Origin of the sequence: Arthrobacter sp. 'calajunan', assembly GCF_046940185.1 — a bacterium.
GTDB classification, from domain to species: Bacteria; Actinomycetota; Actinomycetes; order Actinomycetales; family Micrococcaceae; genus Glutamicibacter; species Glutamicibacter soli.
In genome coordinates this window covers 374468-399225 of the sequence record NZ_JBKZDY010000004.1, presented here as the reverse complement: position 1 = coordinate 399225, position 24758 = coordinate 374468, and the positions used below count along the sequence as shown (strand labels likewise).

Below are 24758 nucleotides of genomic sequence, written 5' to 3'. Positions count from 1 at the left end.
ATGCTTCCAATCAAGGAAGCATCCGCCCGAGCTCTTGGCGTTCAACGCAGGGGCGTCGGAGCCTAGTCGGTGCCTGAATCGAAGGCGGCCAGCTCGTTGGCGCGGTCGGTAGCCAGCTCGTCGCTGTCCACCGGGGTGGCGTCGACGATCGCGTCGGCGCCGCCGGCCTCTAGCGAGCCCACCAGCTTGGCGGTGGTGCCGCCGACCAGGCCCATGGCAGCGTACTGCTCCAGGCGGCCGCGGGAATCGGCGATGTCCAGGTTGCGCATGGTCAGCTGGCCGATGCGGTCCACCGGGCCGAAGGCGGCGTCGCCCACGCGCTCCATGGACAGCTTGTCCGGGTGGTAGCTCAGGTTCTCGCCGGTGGTGTCGACGATGGTGTAGTCGTCGCCGCGGCGCAGGCGGATGGTCACGGTGCCGGTGATGGCCGAGCCGACCCAGCGCTGCAGGGACTCGCGCAGCATCAGGGCCTGCGGATCCAGCCAGCGGCCTTCGTACATCAGGCGGCCCAGGCGGCGGCCTTCGTTGTGGTAGCTGGCCACGGTGTCTTCGTTGTGGATCGCGTTGACCAGGCGCTCGTAGGCGATGAACAGCAGCGCCATGCCCGGAGCCTCGTAGATGCCGCGGGACTTGGCTTCGATGATGCGGTTCTCGATCTGGTCGCTCATGCCCAGGCCGTGGCGTCCGCCGATGATGTTCGCCTCGTTGACCAGGGCTACCGGGTCGACGTATTCCTTGCCGTTGATGGCGACCGGGCGGCCGGCGGAGAAGGTGACGGAAACATCTTCCGAGGTGATCTCAACGCTTTCGTCCCAGTACTTCACGCCCATGATCGGCTCGACGTTCTCGATCGAGCTGTTCAGCAGCTCCAGGGTCTTCGCCTCGTGGGTGGCGCCCCAGATGTTGGCGTCGGTGGAGTAGGCCTTCTCAGCCGAGTCGCGGTAGGGGAAGCCGTGGGCGACCATCCACTCGCTCATCTCCTGGCGACCGCCCAGTTCAGCGACGAACTGCGGGTCGAGCCACGGCTTGTAGATGCGCAGCTTCGGGTTGGCCATCAGGCCGTAGCGGTAGAAGCGCTCGATGTCGTTGCCCTTGTAGGTCGAACCATCGCCCCAGACGTCCACGCCGTCCTCGCGCATGGCGCGCACCAGCAGGGTGCCGGTGACCACGCGGCCCAGCGGGGTCGTGTTGAAGTACGACTTTCCGCCCGAGCGGATGTGGAAGGCGCCGCAGGCCAGGGCGGCGAATCCCTCTTCGACCAGGCCCGGCTTGCAGTCGACCAGGCGCGAAGCCTCGGCGCCGTACTCCAGGGCGCGGCCCGGAACGGCGTCGATGTCCGGCTCGTCGTACTGGCCGAGATCGCCGGTGTAGGTGTACGGGATGGCGCCGTTGTGGCGCATCCAGGCGACGGCAACGGAGGTGTCGAGGCCACCGGAGAACGCGATACCGACGCGCTCGCCTACTGGGAGATTGGTAAGAACTTTAGACATGTTTCCATCCTAATGGATAAATATGCATTGTAGTGAATTGAGACTGAATGCCGGGGCGCGGAGACCTAGCAGATAGCCTATGGGTATACGACGCTCCAGTGAAGCGGAGCACAACTATGAAGTGAAGAGGTGTCCATGGAATTCCGCCAACTTGGCCGCAGCGGCCTGAGTGTTTCCGTCGTCGGTCTGGGCTGCAACAACCTGGGGCGGACCGGTACCGCCACCGAGTCCCAGGAGGGGACCAACGCGGTCGTCCATGCCGCGCTGGAGGCAGGAATCACGCTGTTCGACGTGGCCGACACCTACGGGCGTGAACCGGGCCTTTCCGAAATCCGCCTGGGCGCCGCGCTGGGCAGCGCCCGCGGGGACATCATCCTCGCCACCAAATTCGGCATGGACATGCGCGGGGTCAATGGGCCAGACTTCTCGGCGCGCGGATCGCGCCGCTACGTCGTCAAGGCGGTCGAGGCCTCGCTGAAGCGTCTGGGCACCGACTACATCGACCTGTTCCAGTTCCACACCCCGGATCCGAATACCCCGATCGAGGAGACCCTGCGGGTGCTGGACGTCCTGGTGGCCAGCGGGAAGGTGCGCTACATCGGGCACTCAAACCGGTCCGGCTGGCAGATCGCGCAGGCCGAGTACGTGGCCCGGGAGCTTGGCACCGAACGCTTCATCTCCGCCCAGAACCACTACAACCTCATCGACCGCCGCGCAGAGCTGGAGGTGCTTCCGGCTGCGAGGGAATTCGGGCTCGGCGTGCTTCCCTACTTCCCGCTGGCCAACGGGCTGCTCACCGGCAAGTACTCCAAGGGCCACGCGCCAGAAGGAAGCCGCCTGACGCATTCACGGCAGCACCTGGTGGAATCCAGCAACTTCGAGCAGCTGCAGAAGTTCGCCGACTTCGCCGCAGCGCGCGGGCTCACCGAGATCCAGCTGGCCTTCTCCTGGCTGGCGGCCCAGCAACCGGTCGCCTCGGTGATCGCCGGAGCCACCCGTCCCGAGCAGATCACGGCCAACGCGGAGGCAGTCAGCTGGGTGCCGACCCCGGCCGAGCGCGCGGAGCTGGACGAGATCTTCCCGGCCCCGGAGAAGATCGCGCCGTTCTAAACGGAGCTTAAAAACACCATGCGGCGGAACCCCCGAATCGGGGAGTCCGCCGCATGGCGCTTTAAGCGACAGCAAACCAGCAGGGATCTATGCGTCGGCGGTGACGTAGACGACGATGTTCTTGTCCTTGATTTCCGCGGCGTAGCGCGGCAGCGCCGCCTTGGCCGGGCCGGCCACCACGGTGCCGTCCTTCGGGGCGAACTTCGAGCCATGGCAGGCGCAGTAGAAGTTCTCGTCCTGCGACTTCGGCGTCAGCGCGCAGCCCTGGTGGGTGCACTTGTTCGAGTAGGCCAGCACGGTCTTCTCATCCGGGCGGAACACCATGACCGCGGTCGCGCTGCCGTCCGGGTAGGTGGCCGGCGCCGAGGCGCGCGAGCCGACCGGCAGGTCCGAGACCGGCATCAGCACCTGGCCTTCGCCGCTCGGTTCGGGGATGGAATTGGCCTCTGGGGTTTCAACCGCTGATTCTCCGTTGCCGCAGGCGGTCAGCAGGGCTGCCGAACCGATCGCGGCGGAGGCGCACATGAACGTGCGGCGGGCTGGTCGGGCGAAGTCAGTCATGGCTTCATTGTTGCAGAATTATCTGTGACGTCGCCAAGAAGGCCCACCACACCCTGTTTCCGGACGCCGTATCTCTGTAGAGTGGGCGAATTCGCCAATGCCAGCGGAGAAGGACCCCGAGCCGAGGAGAACCCATGCGCACCTTGACCTACTACGTGGCGGTAAGCCTGGATGGATTCATCGCCGGACCGGCAGGGGAATTCGACGCGTTCCTCGCCGAGGGGGACCACATGCAAGCCACCGGCGAGCAGTTCCGCGGCACCGTGCCCACCGTCCTGGCCGAAGCCGTGGGTATCCCAATCCAGGACGGGCCCTTCGACACCGTGCTGATGGGATGGAACACCTACGCGGTCGGGATGCCCGACCAGCATCTGGCCAGCCCCTACGCCCACCTTCGCCAGGTCGTGTTCACGCACGGACGGCAGGGCCCGGAAGGCAGCCAGGACGTGCTGTTCACGGACCGGGATCCGGTGCAGCTGGTGCGCGAACTGAAAAAGGAAGACGGTAAGGACATCTGGCTGTGCGGCGGCGGCTCGCTGGCCGCCGCACTGGCCGAGGAGATCGACCAGCTGGCGCTGAAGATCAACCCGGTGACCTTAGGCGGCGGCATCCGGCTGTTCGGCGACCGCTCCTACCAGCCGCAGCCCTGGCGCAGCACCTCCGTGCAGGCCTTCGAATCCGGGGTCGCGCTGGCGCAGTACGAGCGGGCCTAGCGCTTCCCTCCAGTTGCAGAACACGACGGCGGGGCCCTCGGCCGGCGCATGCCGCCGCCGAGGACCCCGCCGTGATGCGCCTGATCAGTTGTTGAACTTTGCTCCGTTGACGCGTTCGGAGGCGCCGACCTGGTCGAGGTACGGAGTGATGCCGCCCAGGTGCATCGGCCAGCCCGCGCCGGTGATCATGCACAGGTCCACGTCGGCCGCTTCGGCCACCACACCCTCGGAGAGCAGCAAGCCGATCTCCTGGGCCAGCGCGTCCTGGACCCGAGCCAGGATCTGCTCCGCACTTGACGGGTTGCTTCCTTGCATGATGACCTGCGCCGCTGCCGGGTTCAGCACCTGGCCGCCCTGCTCGTCGGAGACCCACAGCGAGGTGACCTTCGCGTCGATCAGCTTCTGCAGGTTCTGCGACACCGCGAAACGGTCGCCGAAGGCGGCGTGCAGGGATTCGGTGACATGCTGGGCCACAGGCAGCCCGACCATCGACAGCAGGGTGAACGGGGTCATCGGCAGGCCCATGCTGGACAGGGCGTTGTCCGCGGCCTTGGCGTCGGTGCCTTCGTCAAAGGCCGCCTGGACCTCGCTGAGCAGGCGCAGCAGCACGCGGTTGACCACAAACGCCGCCGCATCCTGGGTGAGCACGGTGGTTTTCCTCAGCGCCTTGCCCAGCACGAACGCGGTGGACAGCGCGGTGTCGCTGGTCCATTCGGTGGCGGCGATCTCCAGCAGCGGCATGAGGGCCACCGGGTTGAAGAAGTGGAAGCCCACCAGGCGTTCGGGGTGCATCAGGTCCCGGCCCATCTCGGTGACCGAGAGCGAGGAGGTATTGGTGGCCAGCACGCACTCGGGGGAGACGACCGCCTCGACCTCGGCGAAGACCTGCTTCTTCACGCCCAGCTCCTCGAAGACCGCCTCGATGACGAAGTCCGCGTCGGCGAAGCCCTCCTTGGAGACCGAGCCGGAGACCAGCGCCTTGGCGCGGTTGACCGCGTCCTGGCTCATCCGGTCCTTGGCATGCAGCTTGTCGATCTCGCCGTGGATGTAGCCCAGTCCCTTGTCGATGCGCGACTGGTCAAGGTCGGTGATGACCACCGGCACGTTCAGCCGGCGCACGAACAGCAGCGCCAGCTGGCTGGCCATCAGCCCGGCTCCGACGATGCCGACCTTGGTCACCGAGCGGGCCAGCCTGGCGTCGGGCGCTCCGGCCGGGCGCTTGCCGCGCTTCTGCACCAGGTCGAAGAAGGCGTAGACCGTGTTCTGGAACTGCCTGCTGCCCATCAGCTCGGTCAGCGCCTGGATTTCCAGCTGCGCCGATTCGGGCTGGGTCAGGGTCAGGCCCTGGCGGAAGACCTCCAGCACCTTGGACGGGGCGGGGGCGGCGCCGTGCAGCTTCGCGTCGACGAACGCCTGCGCGGCATCCGCGGCCTCCAGCCAGCGGCGGGCCACCTCGGGATCGCGCGGGTCCACCGCGTTGGGGCGTCGCACCTCGAGCTCTCCGTTGAGCACGCCGTCGACGAACGCGACCGAATGCTCAATGAAGTCCGCCGGCTCGAACAGGGCATCGGCTACACCCATCTTGTAGGCGGCAGGCCCGGAGAGGGTCTTGTTGTTGTTCAGCGGGTTCTCGATCATGACCTTCAGTGCGTTCTCCGGGCCCACCAGGCGCGGCAGGCGGTAGACGCCGGCCCAGCCCGGAATCAGCCCGAGGAACGCCTCGGGCAGGCCCAGCGCGCCGGCGGCGGTGCTGACGGTGCGGTAGGTGCAGGCCAGCGCGATCTCCAGGCCTCCGCCCAGGGCCAGTCCGTTGACGAAGGCGAAGGTCGGCACACCCAGGTCGGCTAGCAGGTCGTAGGCGTGGTGGCCCAGGGAGGCCATGGCGCTGCCCTGCTCGGGGGAGCGCAGCTGGGTGACCGCGGACAAATCCGCGCCGGCGATCAGGAAGTGCGGCTTGCCGGTGATGGCCAGCGCGTGGATCGCCCCGGCCTTGGCGCGCTCGGCCTGGGTTTCCAGCGCGGCGCGCAGCTCGATCAGCCCGTTGGGGCCCAGCGTGGTCGGCTTGCGGTGGTCCAGCCCGTTGTCCAGGGTCAGCAGGGCCAGCACCTTGCCGCTGGGCAGCAGGACGTCGGAGACCAGCGAGTGGGTGACGGTCTCGTCGCGCATGAGCTCGGCGACGTCCGAGAAGTTCTGTGAAGTTGCTGCGGTCATGGTTCTGCTCCTTTAGGCCTTGCTGCCGAAGTCGGGGTGGTTCGGGTTTTCCCAGATGACGGTGCCGCCCATGCCCAGGCCGATGCACATGGTGGTGATCCCGTAGCGTACCGAGTGGTCCTCGGAGAACTGGCGGGCCAGCTGGGTCATCAGCCGCACCCCGGAGGAGGCCAGCGGGTGGCCGACGGCGATGGCGCCGCCGTAGCGGTTCACCCGCGGGTCCTCCTGGTCGATGCCGTAGTAGTCAAGGAAGGAGAGCACCTGCACGGCGAAGGCCTCGTTGATCTCGAATAATCCGATGTCCTGAATCTCCAGCCCGGCCTTGGCCAGTGCCTTCTCGGTTGCGGGGACCGGGCCGTAGCCCATCACGTCCGGCGCGACGCCGGCGAAGGCGAAGGAGACCAGGCGCATCTTCGGGGCCAGCCCCAGCTCGCGCACGGCTTGGCCGCTGGCCAGCAGCGCGGCGGTGGCGCCGTCGTTCAGGCCTGCCGCATTGCCGGCGGTGACCCGGCCGTGGGCGCGGAAGGGGGTGCGCAGTTCGCTCAGCGATTCCATGGTGGTTCCCGGGCGCGGCGGCTCGTCCACGCGGTGCACCGCCCAGCCTTCGCCCGGGCGCTTGGCGGCCACGGAGACCAGGTCAGGCTGGATCTGCTGGTTCTGGTAGGCGGCGGCGAGCTTGGCCTGCGAGGCCACCGCGTAGCGGTCGGCGCGTTCCTTGGTGATCGCGGGGAAGCGGTCGTGCAGGTTCTCCGCGGTGTTGCCCATGTTCAGCGCCTGCGGGTCGACGATGCGCTCGGATACGAAGCGCGGGTTCGGATCGGCCCCGGCGCCCATCGGGTGGTTGCCCATGTGCTCCACGCCGCCGGCGATGACCAGGTCGTAGGCACCGAAGGCGATGCCGCCGGCCGTGGAGGTCACCGCGGTCATCGCGCCGGCGCACATGCGGTCGATCGCGTAGCCGGGCACCGACTGCGGGATGCCGGAGAGCAGCGCCACGGTGCGCCCGATGGTCAGGCCCTGGTCGCCGGTCTGCGTGGTGGCCGCCAGCGAGACCTCGTCGATCTTCTCGGCCGGCACCTGCGGGTTGCGCTCCAGCAGGCCGCGCACGGCCTTCACTGCCAGGTCGTCGGCGCGGGTGCCGTGGTAGATGCCCTTCTCGCCGGCGCGGCCGAACGGGGTGCGGACCCCGTCGATGAAGACGACGTCGCGGTCATCGAGCATTCTGCTTGCGTTCTCGTGCTCGGTCGTGGTGTTGGCACTCACCGGCGGGCTCCTTGCGGGGTAGGTTCTGCCTGCCGGAGGGGCCCGGCAGTGGCCACCGTCACAGTGACCTGCCTCATACGTTACTCATGAGTAACTTTTAGCGCAAGTGGAGATCCCGCCGGCTGGCCGGCATCGGGGCCGCAGGGGACGCAAAAGCCGCATGCGGCACCCGCGCCGAGGGCTCGGCGGCAGGGTGCTGCATGCGGCAGCGGTATGCAACGGTGCGGTTCACAGGCCGGGCGAAGGTGAACCCGAATTTCGGCTAGGCCTTCATCGCGGCGGCCAGCTTGCCGGCCAGCAGCTCGCGCTGCCACGGGCGGGCGCCCAGCGCGCTCAGGGCCTCGTCGATGGAGCCCTCGCTGAGCACCGCCGGGGGAGTCCAGCACAGTTCGCGCAGGAACTTGGGGGTCAGCAGGTTTTCGGCGGGGATGTTCCAGGCCTCGCTGACCTCGGTCACCACCAGCTTGGCGGCGGCCAGCCGGTCCGCGGCCTTCGGGTTCTTCTCGCTCCAGGCGCGCGGGTTGGGCAGCCCGGTCTTATCAGTGCGCAGCTCGGGCAGGTCGCGGGTGCTGCGGCCGCGCCGCACCGCATCCAGCCAGCGCGGGGCGTCGCGCTTCACGCTGCGCCCGTGGAAACCGGGGATCTGCAGCAGCGCCGGCACCGAGTTGGCCCGGTGCTCGATCGCCGCCATGATGGCGCGGTCCGGCAGCAGCCTGCCCGGGGCGACATCGCGGCTCTTGGCCAGCGATTCGCGCGAAAGCCACAGCTCGCGGGCCACTGCCAGGTTGCGTTTGCTCTTGATCTTGTGGATGCCCGAGAGCTTGCGCCACGGCTCGGCCACCTCGGCGACCTGCGGCGGAATCAGCTCGAAGGCGAATTCCTGCCGGGCGAACTCCAGCTTGCCCTGCTCCTCGAGCACGCCGGTGACCTCCTGGCGCAGCTCTTCGAGCACCTCGACGTCCAGCGCCGCGTAGGTCAGCCAGGATTCGGGCAGCGGGCGCGTGGACCAGTCGGCGGCGGAGTGCTCCTTGGCCAGCGCCAGGCCCAGCAGCTCGGCAACCATGGTGCCCAGCGAGACGCGCGGGAATCCGGCCAGGCGCCCGGCCAGCTCGGTGTCGAACAGCGAGGCCGGGGCCAGGCCCAGCTCGTTCAGGCAGGGCAGGTCCTGGGTGGCGGCGTGCAGGATCCATGGCTGCTCGTTGGCGAACTCGACCAGCGGGGACAGGTCCTCCAGGGTTTCCGGATCGATCAACCAGGTGCCGGCGCCTTCGCGGCGGATCTGGATCAGGAAGGCGCGCTGGCCGTAGCGGAAGCCGCTGGCGCGTTCGGTGTCCACCGCCAGGTCTCCGGTTCCCGCGCGCAGGGCGCGCACCGCGCGGCGCAGCGCCGGCGGGGTGTCGATGACTTCGGGCACGCCATCGCGCGGCGCGGTGAGCGGGATCAGCGGCGGCGCGGAAGGCTGCGAGTCGTCGGAGGCGGATAACGGTGCGGTCGGCTGGGAATTGCTCATGGTGATTCCATTCTAAGACCGCGCGGGGAACTTCGGCGCTAGCTCAGGCGGCGGCGCGGCAGCTGCTGCACGCCCTCGGGCAGCGGAGGCAGCCCGGCGAAGGTGCAGACCATGTCCGCCCAGGCGCTCAGGTGCACCCCCTGGTCTTCGGATTCGGGGGACCAGGAGGCGCGCAGCTCGATGTCGATGTGGTCCTGCTCCCCGGCCATGTTGCCGAAGGATTCGGAGATCACGCGCGTGGCGGTGCCGCCGGCCGAATGATAGGCCGCGCCGCGTTCGCATAACGCGTCCTCCAGCCAGCTCCAGGCGACCGAGGCGAGCATGGAGTCCTGCCCCATATCGTTCTCGAGCCGGGCGCGGATGTAGGTGACGATGCGGAACTTGCCGTTCCACAGCTGCTGCCCGGCAGGGTCGTAGAGCAGGATGAAGCGGCCGGTGGCCAGCTGCTCGGCCGGCTGCAGGAACGGGGTGCGGCCCAATTCCTTGCCGAGGCGACCGTGGCTGGGACCGGCGTGCTCCAGCACGTCCCCGCTCAGGGCCAGGGCGAAGGGCGCGAGGCGTCCGGGGGCCGGGATTTCGGTGAACTGAAGCTCTTTGCGCACCGTGGCGCGGGACAACTCGTCCAGGGCCTTGGCGAAGGCCGGCGGGGTGGCGGCGGCAGGGCGTTCATTGGTCACAGTCAGAGTCTAAAACGCGCCGCACCGCTGGTGCGGTACGGCGCGCCGGTCGGCCGGGGGCCAACTGGAGTTCGAAGCTAGGCGGTCGCGAACTGGCCCATCAGTTCTTCGAGCTTCGCGGTGAAGGCGTCCACGTCGGCCTCGGTGGTGTCGAAGGAGCACATCCAGCGCACCTGCCCGGCGGCGCGGTCCCAGTCGTAGAAGCGGAAGTGCTGGCGCAGCTCGTCGCTGACCAATGTGGGCAGCTGCGCGAACACGCCGTTGGCCTGGGTTGGGTAGACCAGTTCCACGCCGTCGATGCGCTGCACCGCGGCGGCAAGTTTTGCGGCCATGGCGTTCGAATGCCCGGCCAGCTCGCGCCACAGCCCGGTGCCGTAGAGCTCGATCAGCTGCGCGGAGATGAAGCGCATCTTGCTGCCCAGCTGCATGTTCATCTTGCGCAGGTACTTCATGTCGGCGGCCAGCTCGCTGCGCAGCGTCAGGATGCCCTCGCCCAGCAGCATGCCGTTCTTGGTGCCGCCCAGCGAGACGATGTCCACCCCGGCGTCGGTGGTCAGCTCGCGCAGCTGGACGCCCAGCGAGGCGGCGGCGTTGGACAGCCGCGAGCCGTCCAGGTGCACCTTCATGCCCAGCTGGTGCGCATGCGCGGTGATCGCCTTGAGCTCTTCGGGGGTGTACAGCGTGCCCAGCTCGGTGGCCTGGGTGATCGACACGGCCAGCGGCTGCGCGCGGTGCTCGTCGCCCCAGCCCCAGGCCTGCTGGTCGATCAATTCAGGGGTCAGCTTGCCGTCCGGGGTGTCCACCTGCAGCAGCTTGAAGCCGCCCACGCGTTCCGGGGCGCCGTTCTCGTCCACGTTGATGTGGGCGCTCGAGGCGCAGATGACAGCACCCCAGCGCGGCAGCAGCGACTGCAGCGCGGTGACATTGGCGCCGGTGCCGTTGAACACAGGGAAGATCGCCGCCTGCTCGCCGAACAATTCGCGCGCCAGCGCATCGAGCTGCTCGGTGTACTGGTCCTCGCCGTAGGAGATCTGGTGGCCGCCGTTGGCGCGCTCGATGGCCGCCAGGATCCGCGGGTGCACGCCCGAGTAGTTGTCCGAGGCGAATCCGCGCAGTGCCGTGTCGTGGCTGAAGGTCATGATGGGTGAGGTCCTTTGCAAGTCGGGGCCGGCCGGTGGGCCGGGGAAAATGGTGGGCGCGGCACATCGGCCGGTGGGCCGTGTTCCGCGCCGGTGGCGGCACGACGCCTGCCCGCCGCCGGGAGCGGTTGCGGGCAGGCGTGCGCGGGCTAGGCCTCGGGCGCCGCGGGCGTGGCCTTCGCGCCGGCCTTGGGCAGCGCGACGCGGGTGCCGTTGAGCTTCGCGGCGTCTGTCCGCAGCGCGTCCACCGCGGCCTTGGCCAGGAATTCGACCGGGGTGTGCCCCTCGGGCGCCTGGTCGGCCGGTTTGTCGCTGAGCGCCTTGACCACCCAGCTGAAGGCCGCGGCCTGCGGAGCCTGCTTGGTGAACAGCCGGGCCACGGCGTTGACCCAGTGCTCCGCGGCGGCCTTGACGGCGCCGTAGTTCGCGTTGGAGGGGGTCGGGTTCAGCACCGATTCGGAGCTGACGATCGCCAGCCGGCCGGCCTCGGAGGCCACCAGGTCGTCGACGAACACGCGGCTCGTGTTGCGCAGCGTGGTCATGACCGACTCGTGCAGGAAATCCCAGTCCTCGTCGCTCTGCCCGGCGATCGACTTGCCGCCGCGCCAGCCGCCGACCAGGTGCAGCAGCACGTCGATCGGGCCGTGCTGGCCGTGGATGGTGTCGCGCAGGTGCTCGACCGCCGGGTGGTAGGCAAGATCGCACTGGTAGCGCAGCACGCCGCGCGGCATGCGCTCCACCAGCCGATCCGCATCGCTGCCGATGGCCAGCACCTTGGCTCCCGCCTCCATCAGCGCTTTCGCGCAGGCGATGCCGGATGCCGAGGTGGCCCCGGCGATGAGAACCACCGGGGCCTTGCGGCCTTGCTGCTTCTGGTCCAATGTTTGTTCGCTCACGTACCTAGCCTAAATCAAGCGGGCCTGAAAAGGGCCGACTAGATGCGGTCAGCGCCGGTCATGCCGCGAGTGGACTCGATGACCGCGGTCATCTTCTTGGACAGCGCCTCGTAGAACATGGACAGCGGGAACTCGTCGTCCATCACCTGGTCGGTGATCTCGCGCAGCGGTGCGGTCAGCGGCAGCGCCTGAGGGCCCTTGGCCCAGACCGAGGCCGGGTGCGGGGTGACGGTGGCGGACACCAGCTCGTAGGCGGCCAGCCAGTGGGCCAGCTTCGGGCGGTCGATGGACTTCCAGTACAGCTCGTCGATCGAGTCGCCCAGCGCGGCGACCACCGCGGGCACCTCGGCCCAGTCGATGCGCAGCTTGGTGTCGGTCCAGTGCAGCACGTGGTGCTGGTGCATCCAGGCGAACAGCAGCTGGCCGCCCAGGCCGTCGTAGTTGCGCACGCGCGAACCGGTGATCGCGAAGCGGAAGATCCGGTCGAAGATCACCGCGTATTGCACCAGCTTGGCCATCTTCGCGGTCTTGTCGTCCGCCTTCGGATCGGCGGCGATCTTCATGCATTCGCGGAACGCGGTCAAATCGCAGCGCAGCTCCTCGAGCGAGTACAGGAAGAATGGCATGCGCTGCTTGATCATGAACGGGTCGAAGGGCAGGTCCCCGCGCATGTGGGTGCGGTCGTGGATCAGGTCCCACATGATGAACGCCTCTTCGGCCAGCTGCTGGTCTTCGAGCAGCGCCGCGGCGTCGTCCGGCAGTTCGAGGTTGGTGATCTGCGCGGCGGCCTTGAGTACCTTGCGGAAGCGCGCGGCCTCGCGGTCCTGGAAGATCGCGCCCCAGGTGAACGACGGGGTCTCGCGGATCGCGACCGACTCCGGGAAGAGCACCGCGGAGTTGGTGTCGTAGCCGGCGGTGAAGTCGATGAAGCGCAGCGGCACGAACAGCTTGTTCGAGTACTCGCCGGCCTCGAGCTGCGAAATGAACTCGGGCCAGATCACCTGGACCAGCACCGCTTCGAGGTGGCGGTTGGTGGATCCGTTCTGGGTGTACATCGGGAAGAGCACCAGGTGCATCAGCCCGTCCACGCGCTGGGTCTGCGGCTGGAATTCCATGAGCGAATCGAGGAAGTCCGGCACGCCGAAGCCCTGCTCGGCCCAGCGCCTCAGGTCTGCGACGAGCTTGTCCAGGTAGTCGGCCTCGTGGGCGAAGAAGCCGCGCAGGGTCTGGATGGAGTCGACGATCGTGTCGACCAGCTCGCCGGCGCGGACGCGCTGCTCGGGCTCGGCCACGGAGCCGTCCTTGAGCTGCAGACCCTGGAATTCACTGGCGGCGGCCTTGAGTCCAAGCCATGCGTCGGACTCGGCGATGCGGCGGGCGTCGGAGGGGCTGGTTGGCCGTGGTTCTGCGGAAATCTGGGTCATTGAGATACACCTTCTTCTTCGGTAGGGCAGCGTTCAGTTGCTTGACTAGAACGCTACGCCCATCGAAAGGAAAAGTAATCCTGACTCCTCGGTGAATAAGTAATGCTTATTCTTGGGGTGACTTGCGTTGCTTCACGCTGAGCACTGTTTAGCCCTGCGTTTCGCGCAGCTTCAAGCTCAGCGAATTCATGCAGTACCGCAGGTCGGTCGGGGTTCCGAAGCCCTCGCCCTCGAACACGTGGCCCATGTGCGAATCGCAGTTGGCGCAGCGCACCTCCACACGCTTCATCCCCATCGACTTGTCGGTGATGTAGCGGACGCGGTCTTCGGCCAGCGGTGCGAAGAACGAGGGCCAGCCGCAGCCGGCGTCGAACTTGGTGGTGCTGGCGAACAGTTCGGAGCCGCAGGCACGGCAGGAATACACGCCCTCGGTCGTCGTGTCCCAGTATTCGCCGGTGAACGGGCGTTCGGTGCCGGCCTGCCGCAGGACGTGGAATTCTTCGGGGGAGAGAACCTGGCGCCAATCGATCTCGGCGGGGTTCCGGTCTTCGGTGTTCTGGTTTTCGTTCATACTTAGGAAACTACCTCCGGGGCGTGATGATTCCCAACACGCCATCTGCAAAGATGAAAACATGGCTCGGAAAATCGTCGACAAGCTCGAACCACGCAAGACAGTTCCCGCGACCCTGATCGGCGCCGGTCTGGGAGTCGCGGCAGGTTCGCTGGTGGCCGCCAGCGTTTCCGCGCTGGCCGGGTACTTCGCCCGGCGCGTGGTCACCCCGGAGGAGCGGCGCGCCTCGAACGCGGTCATCCGCGAGATTACCACCGACGCGCAGGGCAAATTGTGGATGCATCTGGCCCGCGACGCGGAGACCGCCGAACCCGGCGGGTGCACCTTCCTGGCCGAATTCGATGCCTGCGCGGTGCGTTTGTCGGCTCCGCAGGATGTCGCGGGCAAACCGAAGATCGTGGCCCGGCAGATCGAGCAGGTCTACCGCGGCACCCTGGACGGGGTCAAGCGCGGCTACCTCTCCGGGGCGATGTACGAGCACCCCTCGGACTTGGGCTTCGAGGCCGAGGACGTGAGCGTCAGCCTCGACGTGGGCGACGGACCGGCCTGGCTGGTGCCCGGGACCAGCCACCAGGACGTCTGGGTGATCGGGGTGCACGGGCGCGGGGCCCGCCGCACCGAATCCATCCGCGCGCTGCCCGCTCTGGCCAAGGCCGGGGTGAGCACCTTGTTGATGAGCTACCGCAACGACGGACTGGCACCGACCGCCCCCGATGGGCGCTACGGGCTGGGAGACACCGAATGGCTGGATGTCGAAGCCGCGGTCCACTTCGCGACCTCGCGCGGCGCGCGGCAGGTCATCTTGCTGGGCTGGTCGATGGGCGGGGCGATCAGTCTGCAGATGGCCGACCGCTCGGACTTGGCCGACCGGGTGGATTCGCTGATGCTGGTAGGCCCGGTGATCAACTGGGTCGACGTGCTCTCCCACCAGGCGCGGGCGAACAAGATCCCGCAGTCGGTCGGGCGCTTCGGCCAGTGGCTGCTGTCCAACGAGGCCGGGCGCTGGATCACCGGCCAGGCCGCCCCGGTGAACCTGAAGCGGCTGAATTGGGTGGACCGGGCCGAGGAGCTGTCCCACCCGATCCTGCTCATGCATAGCAGGGACGACCAGTTCGTGCCCAACGGGCCGAGCCTGAAGCTCGCCGCGCTGCGCCCGGACCTGGTCAGCCTGAAGACTTTCACCCTGGCCGGGCATACCAGGGAGCCGAACGTGGATCCGGACGGATTCACGCAAGCGGTCAGTGACTTCCTCGCCGCGCGGATCAACGCATATACGGCGAGGTAGCCGACCGCCGCGCCGGACCGCCTAGCCGGCGGCGATCGACGCCCAGATGGCGCCGGTGGCCTTCGCGGCATCCTGCGGGGCGATCTCCAGGCTGAAGCCGCGGCGCCCGCCGGAGATGAACACCGTCTCGAACTGCAGTGCGCTGTCGTCGATCACGGTGCTGGAGTGCTGGCGCTGCCCGAACGGGGAGATCCCGCCCAGCACATAGCCGCTGCGCCGCTGGGCTGCGGCCTTGTCGGCCATCTGCACCTTCTTGGTGCCCAGCGCCGCGCCGACCGCCTTGAGATCCAGCATGCTGTCCACCGGCACCACCGCGACGGCCAGGTCCTGGGCCGCGGTGGCGCCGGTGGCGACCATCAGCGTCTTGAACACCCGGGCGCCGGGAACCCCGAGCTGCTCGGCCGCTTCTCCGCCGTAGCTTTCAGCCGAGTCGCTGTGCGTGTAGCTGTGCGCCACGTAGCCGATCCCGGCGGCATCCAGGGCCGCGGTGGCCGGGGTGGAGGCGGCGTGTTTCTTCTTGCCCACGGGCGTTTGAACCTTCCTGCGCGGTATGTTGCGCCGCGCCTAGGCGGCGAGCTGTTCGGCGATCTGGCGCTTGATGCGGCCCAGCATGGCGGTCATGCCGCGCATGCGCAGCGGCGAGAGCGCGCGGGTCAGTCCCAGCTGCTGCGGCATGTCATCGGGCACCGCCAGGATCGCGGCGGCGTCCTTTCCGTCCAGCCCGGCGGCCAGCACCGAGGCGAAACCACGGGTGGTCGGCGCCTCGGGAGGAGCGGAGAAGAACAGGTTCACCGGGTTCGCGTCCGCGGCGGACACCTCCACCACCAGGAACAGCGGCGACTGGCATTCGACCACCTGCTCGAACAGCTCCGGGTGCTCGGCCAGGCGCTCGGGCAGCTCGGGCAGCTCGCGGGAGTACTCCAGCAGCAGCTCCAGGCGGTCGGCCTCGGGCACCTCGGTGAATTCCTCGATGATTTCGGCCAGTTCTGCGGGAATCGTGCTCATGCGCGCACCCCGCGCTTGGCTGGAACCTCGCCCTGCTCGGCGCCGCGGACGATCGGCACGCCCACGGCGTTGCCCCATTCGGTCCACGAGCCGTCGTAGTTGCGCACGGACTCGAAGCCCAGCAGGTGCTTGAGCACGAACCAGGTGTGGCTTGAGCGTTCGCCGATGCGGCAGTACGCCACCACGTCGTCGCCCGGCTTCAGCCCGGCCTCGTCCAGGTAGATCGCTTCGAGCTCGGCGCGGGAGCGGAAGGTGCCGTCCTCGGCGGCGGCGCGGGCCCACGGCACCGACGCGGCGCTCGGGATGTGCCCGCCGCGCAGCGCGCCCTCCTCCGGGTAGTTCGGCATGTGGGTGCGTTCGCCGGTGTACTCCTCGGCGGAGCGCACGTCGATCAGCGGGTTGCCCAGGTGCTCCAGCACCTGCGGCAGGAAGGCGCGGATTGCCTCGTCCGAACGCTCGATCACCGGGTACTGCGACGGGGAGACCGCCGGCTTCTGCGTGCTCAGCTCGCGGCCCTCGGCGATCCACTTGTCGCGTCCGCCGTCCATCAGGCGCACATCTTCGTGGCCGAACAGGGTGAAGACCCACAGCGCGTAGGCAGCCCACCAGTTCGACTTGTCGCCGTAGATCACCACGGTGCTCTCGCGGCTTATGCCCTTGGCCTGCATCAGCGCCGCGAAGCCCTCGCCGTCGACGTAGTCGCGGGTGACCTCGTCATTCAGCTCGGTGTGCCAGTCGATCTTCAGCGCGCCAGGCACATGCCCGGTGGAGTACAGCAGGATGTCCTCGTCGGACTCCAGCACCACCAGGTTCTCGGCGCCCAGGTTGTCCGCGACCCACTGCGTGGAGACCAGCCGTTCAGGATGGGCATACGCTGCATACTTCTCGTTGGACTCAACGGGCAAAGGCATTTTCTATCACGTTCCTTGACGGTATCGGGGCGGCGGGAGATCCCCGCCGATCGCTTGCTCTGCTTCTAGCCTAGTGCTCCGAGCGCCCCGGCACTGTGTGGGGTGCGACATTTCACCGTTTCTGCGGGTCATTCAAGGTAAACTGGCCGATGGGCCGCCCGCGGGCCGCCCGCACATCACCGCATTCAACCGAAGGATCCCCGAAGCCCATGGCGACGATCACCCACCTGAGCGAAACCATCCCGCAGCTGTCGATCGACGAGCTGCTCGCCGGATTCCATCCGTCATACCGCTTCGGTGAGGTGTCCTTCAATACCTACCGCCCGGACCCGAACCAGCCTTCGCAGACCGAGGCGGTCCACAAGCTCACCAGCTTCGCCGAATCGGTGGGCAAGAGCTCCTCGAGCTCCTTCCTGGGCAAGCTGTTTGGGAAGAAGAAAGTAACCAAGAACGGCATCTACCTCGACGGCGGCTTCGGCGTGGGCAAGACCCACCTGCTCGCCTCGCTGTGGCACGCCGCTCCCGGCCGCAAGGCCTTCGGCACCTTCGTGGAGTACACCAACCTGGTCGGCGCGCTGTCCTTCCGCCAGACAGTCGACGTGCTCAGCCAGTACTCGCTGGTCTGCATCGACGAATTCGAGCTTGACGACCCGGGGGACACCGTGCTGATGTCCCGCCTCATGCGCGAGCTGTCCGACGCCGGGGTGAAGCTTGCCGCGACCTCCAACACCCTGCCCGGCGCGCTGGGCGAGGGCCGCTTCGCCGCGGTGGACTTCCAACGCGAAATCAAGACCCTCTCCGAGCAGTTCGACGTGCACCGCGTGGAGGGCGAGGACTTCCGCCACCGCGGCCTGCCCGAAGCCCCGCAGCCGCTGGAGGACTCCGCCATCGAATCCTTCGCCGCCGAACGCTACCCGGATAAGACCCTGGCCGTGGACAACTTCGCGGACCTGGTGGCCCACCTGTCCAAGGTCCACCCCTCGCGCTACCGGCAGCTGCTCTCGGAAACCGACGTGCTGGTGCTGCACAACGTCGACACCATCACGGACCAGGCCATCGCGCTGCGCTTCGTGGTGCTCGCCGACCGCCTCTACGACAAGGATGTGCCGATCGTTGCCTCGGGCAAGCCGTTCAGCGAGCTGTTCACCCCGGAAATGATGGCCGGCGGCTACCAGAAGAAGTACTTCCGCGCTGTCTCGCGCCTCACCGCGCTGGCCCGCGAAGGCCAGATCGGCGAAGCGGCGCTCTAAACCGCGCCCCGCACTTCCAGCTCATCGCCGGGCAGTCACCTGCTCGGCGATGACGTGTATTAACAGGCCGATCACCAACGCCCAGAACGCCCCGCCGATACCGAACAGCGTCACGTTCGCCGCGGCCACGAGCATCGTGGCCAGGGCGCTGAGCTGCCAGCGAGGCTCCTTCATGGCCCCGAGCATCGCATTGGCCAAGGTCGCCAGCAGGGCCAGGCCCGCAGCGGCCTCGAACAACCCGGCGGGGGAGAGCGTCGCCAGCGAGGCGACCAGCGCCGATCCCAGCGCGAACACCAGGTAGAACACCCCGGAGGAGGCCGAGGCCTTCCACCGCTGCCCGGGATCCTTGCCACCGGACTCGCCGGCGGACAGGGCGGCGGAAATCGCCGCCAGATTAATCGCATGGCCGCCGAAGAAGGCGCCGGCGGCGCTCCCGAACCCGGTGGACAGCATGCTCGAACGCCACGGGGTGCGGAACCCGAAGGACGACATCACTGCCACGCCCGGGATGTTCTGCGAGGCCATGGTCACGATGAACAGCGGCAGGCTGATGCTCGCCACCGCCTGCCAGGAAAACTCCGGCGCCACGAATTCCAGCGTCGGAAGCACCTCGATCTGCGCCCAGGAATGGGAAGCGCCGATCGAGAACAGTCCGCACCCCACAGCGCCGAGCATGCTCAGGGCCACCGCATAACGCGGCAGGAAACGCAGCCCCGCCAGGAACACCGCCAGGATCAGCACCGCCGCCACCGGGATGCTGCCCAGCGCGGTGAAGGGCTTGAGGCACAGCGGAATCAGCACGCCGGCCAGCATTCCCTGGGCGATCGGCACGGGAATCGAAGTCAGCAGCCGGTGCAGCACCGGGATGAGCCCGGTGAGCATGATCAGCACGCCGCTGATAATGAATGCGCCGACGGATTCGGCGAAACTGAAACTGCCCGCAGCCAGGCTTGCCAGCAGCGCCGCGCCCGGTGTGGACCAGGCAACGGTGATCGGCAGCCGGTGCTTCAGGGACAGTACCAGAGAGGCTACTCCCACTAGGAAAGTCAGCGCGAGCAGGCCGGAGGATGCCTGTGAGGGGCTTGCTCCCGCCTGCAGCAGCCCGGTGATGACCACTGCGAAAGACGACGTGAACCCGACCATGGTGGTGATGAACCCGGCGAGCACGGCTTCGCGTGGCAGACGCGGACGGCTGATGATGTTGCTTTCCATGCTTAGTTTCTATCGGTTCGCGAGCCGGGTGGGAAATTGCGGCGATCCGCCGACCAAGATGTGGGATCGGCAGGAGCGGGCAACCTGCCCGGAAACGTAGAAAAGCGCCACCCGCTGGGGTGGCGCTTTCCTACGTGCCTAGGGTAAGGCCAAAGCTCTAACGACTGGACGTTAGGCCTGATCCTTGTTTCCGAGGTTGCCCAGGAAGTTCTTGGCTCCATCCTGAACGCCATCGACCTTGTCGGCGTACTTGCCGCCGGTCTTGCGGTCGATGAAGTCCCCGGCCTTGTCGATGCCGTCTGAAATCTTGTCAGAGTTCTGGCTCGCGAATTCTCCGGCTTTCAGTGCCAGTCCTTCGACCTTGCCCTTTAGCTCGTTAAAACCTGCCAATGGACACCTCCCTTCAACACGGAGGGCCTCTTGCCCTCAACTCCTGCGTCCCATCATAGGGTGCAGCCTTCGCGTTGGGTAGTTCACACGGCGAACAAATATGTTTCAGGGCCAGATCGAAGCCACGGAAGTGCCCGCTGAGCAGGAAACTACTAAAAGTTTTAGCTGAGAAAGAAACTTGGGACCCACACTGATGTGTGGGTCCCAAGTTTTTCGGAGCGGTCAACGAGGTTCGAACTCGCGACCTCAACCTTGGCAAGGTTGCGCTCTACCAGCTGAGCTATGACCGCAGGATCTATATGAAGTTATGGAGCGGTCAACGAGGTTCGAACTCGCGACCTCAACCTTGGCAAGGTTGCGCTCTACCAGCTGAGCTATGACCGCATGGACACTGAACTGTATCCAGTGCGCGATACTGGGATCGAACCAGTGACCTCTTCCGTGTCAGGGAAGCGCGCTACCGCTGCGCCAATCGCGCCGAAGATTCAATGAAGAATCCCGACAGAATTATCATTTTACCGATGAATTCTTGGAGCGGTCAACGAGGTTCGAACTCGCGACCTCAACCTTGGCAAGGTTGCGCTCTACCAGCTGAGCTATGACCGCATATATTTAGTTATGAAATCCGTAATCTGGTGGACTACGAGTTCCGTGCGCGATACTGGGATCGAACCAGTGACCTCTTCCGTGTCAGGGAAGCGCGCTACCGCTGCGCCAATCGCGCAAAAAAGATGAGCAATCTTCATTGCGAGGTGGGGACGGGATTCGAACCCGCGTATACGGCTTTGCAGGCCGCTGCCTCGCCTCTCGGCCACCCCACCAAATCCGGCCGAAGCCAGGCGACTAGTTTTACCTAGTCGGTGCATCTTTTTGCGAGCGGACAACGAGGTTCGAACTCGCGACCTCAACCTTGGCAAGGTTGCGCTCTACCAGCTGAGCTATGTCCGCAAAATGGTTGTTGTTGGAACGTTTTCGTTCTTTCCAACGAGTAAAAACTCTATACGAGTTTTCCCAAGCTTCCAAATCGAAAGGCTGAGATCTGGTTCACAAAGCCCAAAACCCGCGGAATTACGGGGAATAATTCCTAAACGCGCGGCGACTAGGGGCGAAGTGTCCACCTGCGGTGCAATCATCGTGTATATGACGTCACCGAAACTAGCGATTCAGACCGATCATGGCCGCATGTACAGCCGCCGGGTCGGCGGCGAGGCAACGGTTCCATCGATTACGACAATCATTGGTATGGACCATGTCGACCTCACCGGTTGGGCGGGCTACATGGCAGCCAAGTCCTTATCCGAGGATGCCCGGCTTGCCGCGTCCATCTCCGAGCTCGGCCGTATGAGGTCGCTCGTGCGTGATTCGGCTACCGCGGCGGAGTCCTACCGTGATGCGGCGGCCGCACGTGGCGACCGGGTGCACAACTATGCAGAGCAGTGGGCGCTGGCGGAACTAGGCCAGCCGCACGAACTGGATTCGGCGCGCCAACTGCTGCAGGCCCATGGCGAACAGGACTACGCCGCCCACTTTGAATCCTGGTGGCGCGACTACCGGGTGGAGCCGGTGGCCGCGGAGGTGACCGTGTGGAACGAGAGCATCGGCTACGCCGGGACCATCGACCTGGTCGCGAAGATCGGCGGAAGGGACTGCCTGGTCGACTACAAAACAAAGACCAGCGACCGCGACGGCTTCGTCAAGCGGCCCGACGACAAGGTGATCATGCAGCTTGCCGCCGCCTGCAAGGCCGAGGAGCGGGTCGCCGACGCGGAGGCCGGGCAGTGGGAGCCGTGGCCGTATGGTGCTGACACCATGCTGCTGGCGGTGGCCCTGGGCCCCACCGGCAGCCGCACCTTCATGGCGCCTGCGGCCGCCATGCCCGACTACTGGGCCAAGTTCTACGCGCTGCGCCGCAACTGGGAGGCGTCCTTCAGGATCGCCAAGTCACGGGCCACGCTGGTGGAAATCACTCCACCACCTCAGCGCCAGCCGTGATCGACCGCGTAGACTGGATGGGCTTGGGTCTGGCGCGGCTGGACCGGGCGATCCGCTGAAAACAACAGAAGGCAGTTTGAAGAACTATGGCAATTTTGGGAATTCGGATCATCGGTGATCCCGTCCTTCGCACCCCAGCGCAGGAGGTGACCGAGTTCGGACCGGAAATCCAAAAGCTGGTCGAGGACATGGACCAGACCATGGAAAACGTCGACGGCGCCGGCCTGGCCGCGCCGCAGGTCGGCGTATCGCTGCGCGTCTTCACCTACCAGATCGGCGAGGAGCGCGGGCACATCATCAACCCGGTGCTCGAGCTGAGCGATGACTTCCAGGAGGACCAGGTCGAAGGCTGCCTGTCCATCCCCGGCATCGCCGCCCCGGTCCCGCGCCGCCGCCATGTGCGCGCCACCGGCTTCGACAAGTTCGGCACCCCGCTGGTCCTCGAAGGCGAAGGCATGCTCTCGCGCTGCGTGCAGCACGAAACCGACCACCTGGACGGCATCCTCTTCCTTGACCGCCTGCCCGCCGACGAGAAGAAGGCGGCCTGGCGCAAGCTGCGCGCCACCAGCTACTCGCAGACCGCCAACCAGACCATCGCCAAGCGCTCCGGATCGCTGGGCTCCAGCTTCGGCGCAGGATTGGGGAAGTAGCCCGTGCGCATCCTCTTCGCCGGCACCCCGCAGGTCGCCGTCACCTCCCTTGACTCGCTGCACGCGGCAGGATTCGACATCGCCGCCGTGCTCACCCGCCCCGACGCCCCGCTGGGCCGCAAGCGCGTGCTGACCCCTTCGCCGGTTGCCGCCCGCGCCGCGGAGCTCGGCCTGCCGGTCATCAAGGCCTCCAAGATCACCGCCGAGGTCACCGAGCAGCTGCAGGGCCTGGATCTGGACGCCGCCGCCATCGTCGCCTTCGGCGGGCTGGTCCCGGAAGCCGCGCTCTTGGTCCCGCGCCACGGCTGGATCAACCTGCACTTCTCGCTGCTGCCGAACTGGCGCGGCGCCGCCCCGGTGCAGCACTCCATCATCAACGGCGACGACATCATCGGCGCGGTGACCTTCCAGCTGGAAACCGGGCTGGACACCGGCCCGGTCTTCGGCCAGGTCACCGAGGTGGTCAACGAGCTGGATACCGCCGGAGTGATGCTGGAACGGCTCAGCGCCTCCGGCTCGATGCTGCTGGTGCAGACCCTGCAGGCGCTGGACGCCGGCCAGGCAGTCGCGGTCCCTCAGACCGGGTCGCACACCTACGCGCCGAAGATCACCGACGAGGACGCGCAGCTGGACTTCACCCGCCCGGCCACCGAGATCCGCCGCCGCGCCCACGGCACCACCCCGTTCCCCGGCGCCTGGTGCGCGGTGGGGGGCCAGCGCTACAAGTTCGGCCCGCTGCGCGAACGCCGCGACGTGGCCGGCCTGGCTCCCGGGCAGCTGCGCATCGAACCGGGCAAGCAGCCCACAGTGCTCATCGGCACCGCCACCTGGGCCCTTGAACCGACAATGATCCAGCCCCCGGGCAAGAAGATGATGAACGCCTCAGACTGGGCCCGCGGCATGCTGACCCAGGGAACGGAAGTGAGCTTCGCATGAGCGCGAACGAACAGCGCGGGAATTCCCGCCCAGGGCGCCGCGGCGCGGAGCACGGCGACGGCCAGCGCCGCAACGAGGCCGGGCGCACCCGCAACCGCGGCCAGGGCGGGCGCCCGCGCCAGTACTCGCAAGCCGCCCCCGGCCAGCGCAAGCGCAGCGCCGACCCGGCCCGCCTGGTCGCTTTCAAGACCCTGCGCGAGGTGTCCGGCGCGGATGCCTACGCCAACCTGGTGCTGCCCAAGCTGATCCGCGAATACCAGCTGGACCGCCGCGACGCGGGCTTCGCCACCGAACTGGCTTACGGCGCGCTGCGCGGCCAGGGGCTGTACGACGCGATCCTCACCACGCTGGTCGACCGCCCGCTGGCCGAGCTGGACCCGGCGATCCTGGACGCGCTGCGCCTGGGCGCCCACCAGCTGCTTGCCATGCGCGTGCCGAAGCACGCCGCCCTGGACGAGACCGTGTCCCTGGCCCGCGCGCAGATCGGCGCCGGCCCCTCGGGGCTGATCAACGCCGTGCTGCGCCGCGTGAGCGAACGCGAGGCCGGCGAATGGATCGAGCAGCTCACCGCCGCCGCGGAGGGCGACGCCGCGAAGCTGGCCATCGAGCACTCCCACCCGGACTGGATCGTGCGCGCGCTGCGCGGCGCGCTGATCGCCCACGGCCGCGACGCCGGCGAGCTGGCAGCGCTGCTGGAAGCCGACAACGCCGCCCCGGTGGTCAACCTGGTGGCCCTGCCTGGGCTCGGCGACCTGTCCGGCGCGCTGGAATCCGGCGCGGAACCCGGCACCCTGCTGGCCGATTCGGCCACCTACAAGCACGGCGACGTGGCCCGGGTCCCCGGGGTGCGCGAAGGCACCGTGCGCGTGCAGGACGCCGGAAGCCAGGTCATGGCCCGCGCCCTGGCCAACGTGGAGCTGCCGGAAGCCGGCGACGACCGCTACTGGCTGGATCTGTGCGCCGGCCCCGGCGGCAAGGCGGCCCTGCTCGGCGCGCTGGCCGTGCAGCGCGACGCCCGGCTGACCGCCAACGAGCCCACCGCCCACCGAGCCCGCCTGGTGGAGAACTCCATGGACGCGGTGCCGCACGACTACTGGATGGTCACCCAGCAGGACGGCCGCGCCTACGGCGGGGAAGATTACGCCGGGGACTACGACCGCATCATGGTCGACGCCCCCTGCTCCGGCCTGGGCGCGCTGCGCCGCCGCCCCGAATCGCGCTGGCGCAAGGCCCCGCGCGATATCCCGGAGCTCACCGCCCTGCAGGGCGAGCTGCTGGACGCCGCCTTCCGCGCCCTGCGCGTGGGCGGGGTAGTCGGCTTCGTGACCTGCTCGCCGCACCAGGCCGAAACCCGCCTGGTGGTGGAGGACTTCCTCAAGCGCACCCCGCAGGCCAAGCTGCTGGACACCGGCGCCGAGGTCGCCAAGGTGATGTACCAGGACGCACCGGCCGCCGGCCACGCGCTGGGCGAGGGCTCCACCGCGCAGCTGTGGCCGCACCTGCACGGCACCGACGCGATGTTCATGGCGCTGCTGACCAAGGCCGCCCCGGCCGAATAAGGC

General features: G+C 67.5%; 23 protein-coding genes and 7 tRNA genes. 8 read left to right on the top strand and 22 right to left on the bottom strand.

Annotated elements, in window-relative coordinates:
* Positions 1-62: 62 nt before the first annotated feature.
* Positions 63-1490, bottom strand: coding sequence for an argininosuccinate synthase (gene argG, locus RF641_RS09085; protein WP_053798351.1), 1428 nt, complete (start codon positions 1488-1490; stop codon positions 63-65).
* Between the two features lie 135 nt (positions 1491-1625).
* Between argG and RF641_RS09080 the strand changes: the two genes are divergently transcribed.
* Positions 1626-2600: an aldo/keto reductase gene (locus RF641_RS09080; protein ID WP_424573015.1), complete on the top strand. Its 975-nt coding sequence runs from the start codon at positions 1626-1628 to the stop codon at positions 2598-2600.
* Between the two features lie 87 nt (positions 2601-2687).
* Here RF641_RS09080 and RF641_RS09075 read toward each other — a convergent pair whose 3' ends face one another.
* A complete protein-coding gene (locus RF641_RS09075) occupies positions 2688-3161 on the bottom strand; it encodes a Rieske (2Fe-2S) protein (RefSeq protein ID WP_053798350.1) in 474 nt (157 codons plus the stop codon).
* A 134-nt stretch (positions 3162-3295) separates the two neighbouring features.
* On the opposite strand from RF641_RS09075, the gene RF641_RS09070 reads away from it, so the two are divergent.
* Positions 3296-3874: a dihydrofolate reductase family protein gene (locus RF641_RS09070; RefSeq protein WP_424573014.1), complete on the top strand. Its 579-nt coding sequence runs from the start codon at positions 3296-3298 to the stop codon at positions 3872-3874.
* A gap of 84 nt (positions 3875-3958) precedes the next feature.
* Here RF641_RS09070 and RF641_RS09065 read toward each other — a convergent pair whose 3' ends face one another.
* The 8 genes from RF641_RS09065 to msrB all read right to left on the bottom strand — a co-directional run bounded on the left by RF641_RS09065 (position 3959) and on the right by msrB (position 13565).
* Positions 3959-6085, bottom strand: a complete 2127-nt coding sequence (locus tag RF641_RS09065; RefSeq protein WP_424573013.1) for a 3-hydroxyacyl-CoA dehydrogenase NAD-binding domain-containing protein — start codon at positions 6083-6085, stop codon at positions 3959-3961.
* 12 nt (positions 6086-6097) lie between these two features.
* On the bottom strand, positions 6098-7306 hold the full coding sequence (locus RF641_RS09060; RefSeq protein WP_047120778.1) for a thiolase family protein: 1209 nt from the start codon (positions 7304-7306) through the stop codon (positions 6098-6100).
* A gap of 304 nt (positions 7307-7610) precedes the next feature.
* Positions 7611-8858 (bottom strand): HRDC domain-containing protein, encoded by a 1248-nt coding sequence (locus tag RF641_RS09055; RefSeq protein ID WP_047119422.1) that lies wholly within the window; start codon positions 8856-8858, stop codon positions 7611-7613.
* Positions 8859-8896: 38 nt separating this feature from the next.
* A complete protein-coding gene (locus tag RF641_RS09050) occupies positions 8897-9535 on the bottom strand; it encodes a DUF3000 domain-containing protein (RefSeq protein WP_424573012.1) in 639 nt (212 codons plus the stop codon).
* A gap of 77 nt (positions 9536-9612) precedes the next feature.
* Entirely contained in the window at positions 9613-10674 is a 1062-nt protein-coding gene (locus RF641_RS09045) for a threonine aldolase family protein (protein ID WP_047119420.1), read from the bottom strand.
* A 149-nt stretch (positions 10675-10823) separates the two neighbouring features.
* Entirely contained in the window at positions 10824-11570 is a 747-nt protein-coding gene (locus RF641_RS09040; RefSeq protein WP_047119419.1) for an SDR family NAD(P)-dependent oxidoreductase, read from the bottom strand.
* A 38-nt stretch (positions 11571-11608) separates the two neighbouring features.
* The gene (locus RF641_RS09035) at positions 11609-12994 is read right to left on the bottom strand and encodes a DUF6421 family protein (RefSeq protein ID WP_047119418.1); all 1386 of its coding nucleotides are present in this window, start codon (positions 12992-12994) and stop codon (positions 11609-11611) included.
* A 148-nt stretch (positions 12995-13142) separates the two neighbouring features.
* Positions 13143-13565 (bottom strand): peptide-methionine (R)-S-oxide reductase MsrB, encoded by a 423-nt coding sequence (gene msrB / locus RF641_RS09030; RefSeq protein ID WP_424573011.1) that lies wholly within the window; start codon positions 13563-13565, stop codon positions 13143-13145.
* A gap of 61 nt (positions 13566-13626) precedes the next feature.
* On the opposite strand from msrB, the gene RF641_RS09025 reads away from it, so the two are divergent.
* Positions 13627-14850 carry an alpha/beta hydrolase gene (locus RF641_RS09025; protein ID WP_047119416.1) on the top strand — a complete coding sequence of 408 codons (1224 nt, stop codon included), beginning with the start codon at positions 13627-13629 and terminating at the stop codon, positions 14848-14850.
* A 21-nt stretch (positions 14851-14871) separates the two neighbouring features.
* Here RF641_RS09025 and ybaK read toward each other — a convergent pair whose 3' ends face one another.
* The 3 genes from ybaK to RF641_RS09010 are packed head-to-tail and all read right to left on the bottom strand — an operon-like array spanning position 14872 to position 16766.
* Positions 14872-15375, bottom strand: coding sequence for a Cys-tRNA(Pro) deacylase (gene ybaK, locus RF641_RS09020; RefSeq protein ID WP_047119415.1), 504 nt, complete (start codon positions 15373-15375; stop codon positions 14872-14874).
* 39 nt (positions 15376-15414) lie between these two features.
* On the bottom strand, positions 15415-15855 hold the full coding sequence (locus RF641_RS09015) for a SufE family protein (RefSeq protein WP_424573010.1): 441 nt from the start codon (positions 15853-15855) through the stop codon (positions 15415-15417).
* Positions 15852-16766, bottom strand: coding sequence for a sulfurtransferase (locus tag RF641_RS09010; RefSeq protein ID WP_047119413.1), 915 nt, complete (start codon positions 16764-16766; stop codon positions 15852-15854). Before RF641_RS09010 ends, RF641_RS09015 begins: the two co-directional genes overlap by 4 nt.
* A gap of 209 nt (positions 16767-16975) precedes the next feature.
* On the opposite strand from RF641_RS09010, the gene zapE reads away from it, so the two are divergent.
* The gene (gene zapE, locus RF641_RS09005) at positions 16976-18016 is read left to right on the top strand and encodes a cell division protein ZapE (RefSeq protein ID WP_424573009.1); all 1041 of its coding nucleotides are present in this window, start codon (positions 16976-16978) and stop codon (positions 18014-18016) included.
* A 21-nt stretch (positions 18017-18037) separates the two neighbouring features.
* On the opposite strand, the gene RF641_RS09000 is transcribed toward zapE, so the two are convergent.
* The 9 genes from RF641_RS09000 to RF641_RS08960 form a co-directional block, all read right to left on the bottom strand.
* Entirely contained in the window at positions 18038-19228 is a 1191-nt protein-coding gene (locus tag RF641_RS09000) for a benzoate/H(+) symporter BenE family transporter (RefSeq protein WP_120989271.1), read from the bottom strand.
* A gap of 171 nt (positions 19229-19399) precedes the next feature.
* A complete protein-coding gene (locus RF641_RS08995) occupies positions 19400-19618 on the bottom strand; it encodes an antitoxin (protein WP_047119410.1) in 219 nt (72 codons plus the stop codon).
* Between the two features lie 217 nt (positions 19619-19835).
* Positions 19836-19908: transfer RNA gene (locus RF641_RS08990), tRNA-Gly, on the bottom strand.
* A gap of 18 nt (positions 19909-19926) precedes the next feature.
* Positions 19927-20002 (bottom strand) — tRNA-Gly (locus RF641_RS08985).
* A 22-nt stretch (positions 20003-20024) separates the two neighbouring features.
* A tRNA-Val gene (locus RF641_RS08980) sits at positions 20025-20096 on the bottom strand.
* A 52-nt stretch (positions 20097-20148) separates the two neighbouring features.
* Positions 20149-20224 (bottom strand) — tRNA-Gly (locus tag RF641_RS08975).
* 46 nt (positions 20225-20270) lie between these two features.
* Positions 20271-20342, bottom strand: a tRNA-Val gene (locus RF641_RS08970).
* A gap of 26 nt (positions 20343-20368) precedes the next feature.
* Positions 20369-20439, bottom strand: a tRNA-Cys gene (locus RF641_RS08965).
* Positions 20440-20493: 54 nt separating this feature from the next.
* A tRNA-Gly gene (locus tag RF641_RS08960) sits at positions 20494-20566 on the bottom strand.
* Between the two features lie 294 nt (positions 20567-20860).
* Between RF641_RS08960 and RF641_RS08955 the strand changes: the two genes are divergently transcribed.
* The 4 genes from RF641_RS08955 to RF641_RS08940 all read left to right on the top strand — a co-directional run bounded on the left by RF641_RS08955 (position 20861) and on the right by RF641_RS08940 (position 24755).
* Complete coding sequence (locus RF641_RS08955; protein WP_424573008.1) at positions 20861-21610, top strand: cytochrome; 750 nt, start codon at positions 20861-20863, stop codon at positions 21608-21610.
* A gap of 86 nt (positions 21611-21696) precedes the next feature.
* Positions 21697-22260 (top strand): peptide deformylase, encoded by a 564-nt coding sequence (gene def, locus RF641_RS08950; RefSeq protein WP_047119409.1) that lies wholly within the window; start codon positions 21697-21699, stop codon positions 22258-22260.
* Between the two features lie 3 nt (positions 22261-22263).
* Entirely contained in the window at positions 22264-23196 is a 933-nt protein-coding gene (gene fmt / locus RF641_RS08945) for a methionyl-tRNA formyltransferase (protein WP_047119408.1), read from the top strand.
* Complete coding sequence (locus RF641_RS08940; RefSeq protein ID WP_424573007.1) at positions 23193-24755, top strand: RsmB/NOP family class I SAM-dependent RNA methyltransferase; 1563 nt, start codon at positions 23193-23195, stop codon at positions 24753-24755. The genes fmt and RF641_RS08940 overlap by 4 nt, the downstream gene beginning before the upstream one ends.
* Positions 24756-24758: the final 3 nt, after the last annotated feature.

Bases quoted from the DNA above. Each gene is read 5' to 3' on its own strand.
- RF641_RS09065 (WP_424573013.1), bottom strand. From the start codon at position 6,085: ATGACCGCAGCAACTTCACAGAACTTCTCGGACGTCGCCGAGCTCATG.
- RF641_RS09060 (WP_047120778.1), bottom strand. From the start codon at position 7,306: ATGCTCGATGACCGCGACGTCGTCTTCATCGACGGGGTCCGCACCCCG.
- RF641_RS09070 (WP_424573014.1), top strand. From the start codon at position 3,296: ATGCGCACCTTGACCTACTACGTGGCGGTAAGCCTGGATGGATTCATC.
- def (WP_047119409.1), top strand. From the start codon at position 21,697: ATGGCAATTTTGGGAATTCGGATCATCGGTGATCCCGTCCTTCGCACC.
- zapE (WP_424573009.1), top strand. From the start codon at position 16,976: ATGGCGACGATCACCCACCTGAGCGAAACCATCCCGCAGCTGTCGATC.
- RF641_RS09000 (WP_120989271.1), bottom strand. From the start codon at position 19,228: ATGGAAAGCAACATCATCAGCCGTCCGCGTCTGCCACGCGAAGCCGTG.
- msrB (WP_424573011.1), bottom strand. From the start codon at position 13,565: ATGAACGAAAACCAGAACACCGAAGACCGGAACCCCGCCGAGATCGAT.
- RF641_RS09080 (WP_424573015.1), top strand. From the start codon at position 1,626: ATGGAATTCCGCCAACTTGGCCGCAGCGGCCTGAGTGTTTCCGTCGTC.
- RF641_RS09010 (WP_047119413.1), bottom strand. From the start codon at position 16,766: ATGCCTTTGCCCGTTGAGTCCAACGAGAAGTATGCAGCGTATGCCCAT.
- RF641_RS09075 (WP_053798350.1), bottom strand. From the start codon at position 3,161: ATGACTGACTTCGCCCGACCAGCCCGCCGCACGTTCATGTGCGCCTCC.
- RF641_RS09055 (WP_047119422.1), bottom strand. From the start codon at position 8,858: ATGAGCAATTCCCAGCCGACCGCACCGTTATCCGCCTCCGACGACTCG.
- RF641_RS09045 (WP_047119420.1), bottom strand. From the start codon at position 10,674: ATGACCTTCAGCCACGACACGGCACTGCGCGGATTCGCCTCGGACAAC.
- RF641_RS09025 (WP_047119416.1), top strand. From the start codon at position 13,627: ATGGCTCGGAAAATCGTCGACAAGCTCGAACCACGCAAGACAGTTCCC.
- argG (WP_053798351.1), bottom strand. From the start codon at position 1,490: ATGTCTAAAGTTCTTACCAATCTCCCAGTAGGCGAGCGCGTCGGTATC.
- RF641_RS09015 (WP_424573010.1), bottom strand. From the start codon at position 15,855: ATGAGCACGATTCCCGCAGAACTGGCCGAAATCATCGAGGAATTCACC.
- RF641_RS08955 (WP_424573008.1), top strand. From the start codon at position 20,861: ATGGACCATGTCGACCTCACCGGTTGGGCGGGCTACATGGCAGCCAAG.
- RF641_RS08940 (WP_424573007.1), top strand. From the start codon at position 23,193: ATGAGCGCGAACGAACAGCGCGGGAATTCCCGCCCAGGGCGCCGCGGC.
- RF641_RS09035 (WP_047119418.1), bottom strand. From the start codon at position 12,994: ATGACCCAGATTTCCGCAGAACCACGGCCAACCAGCCCCTCCGACGCC.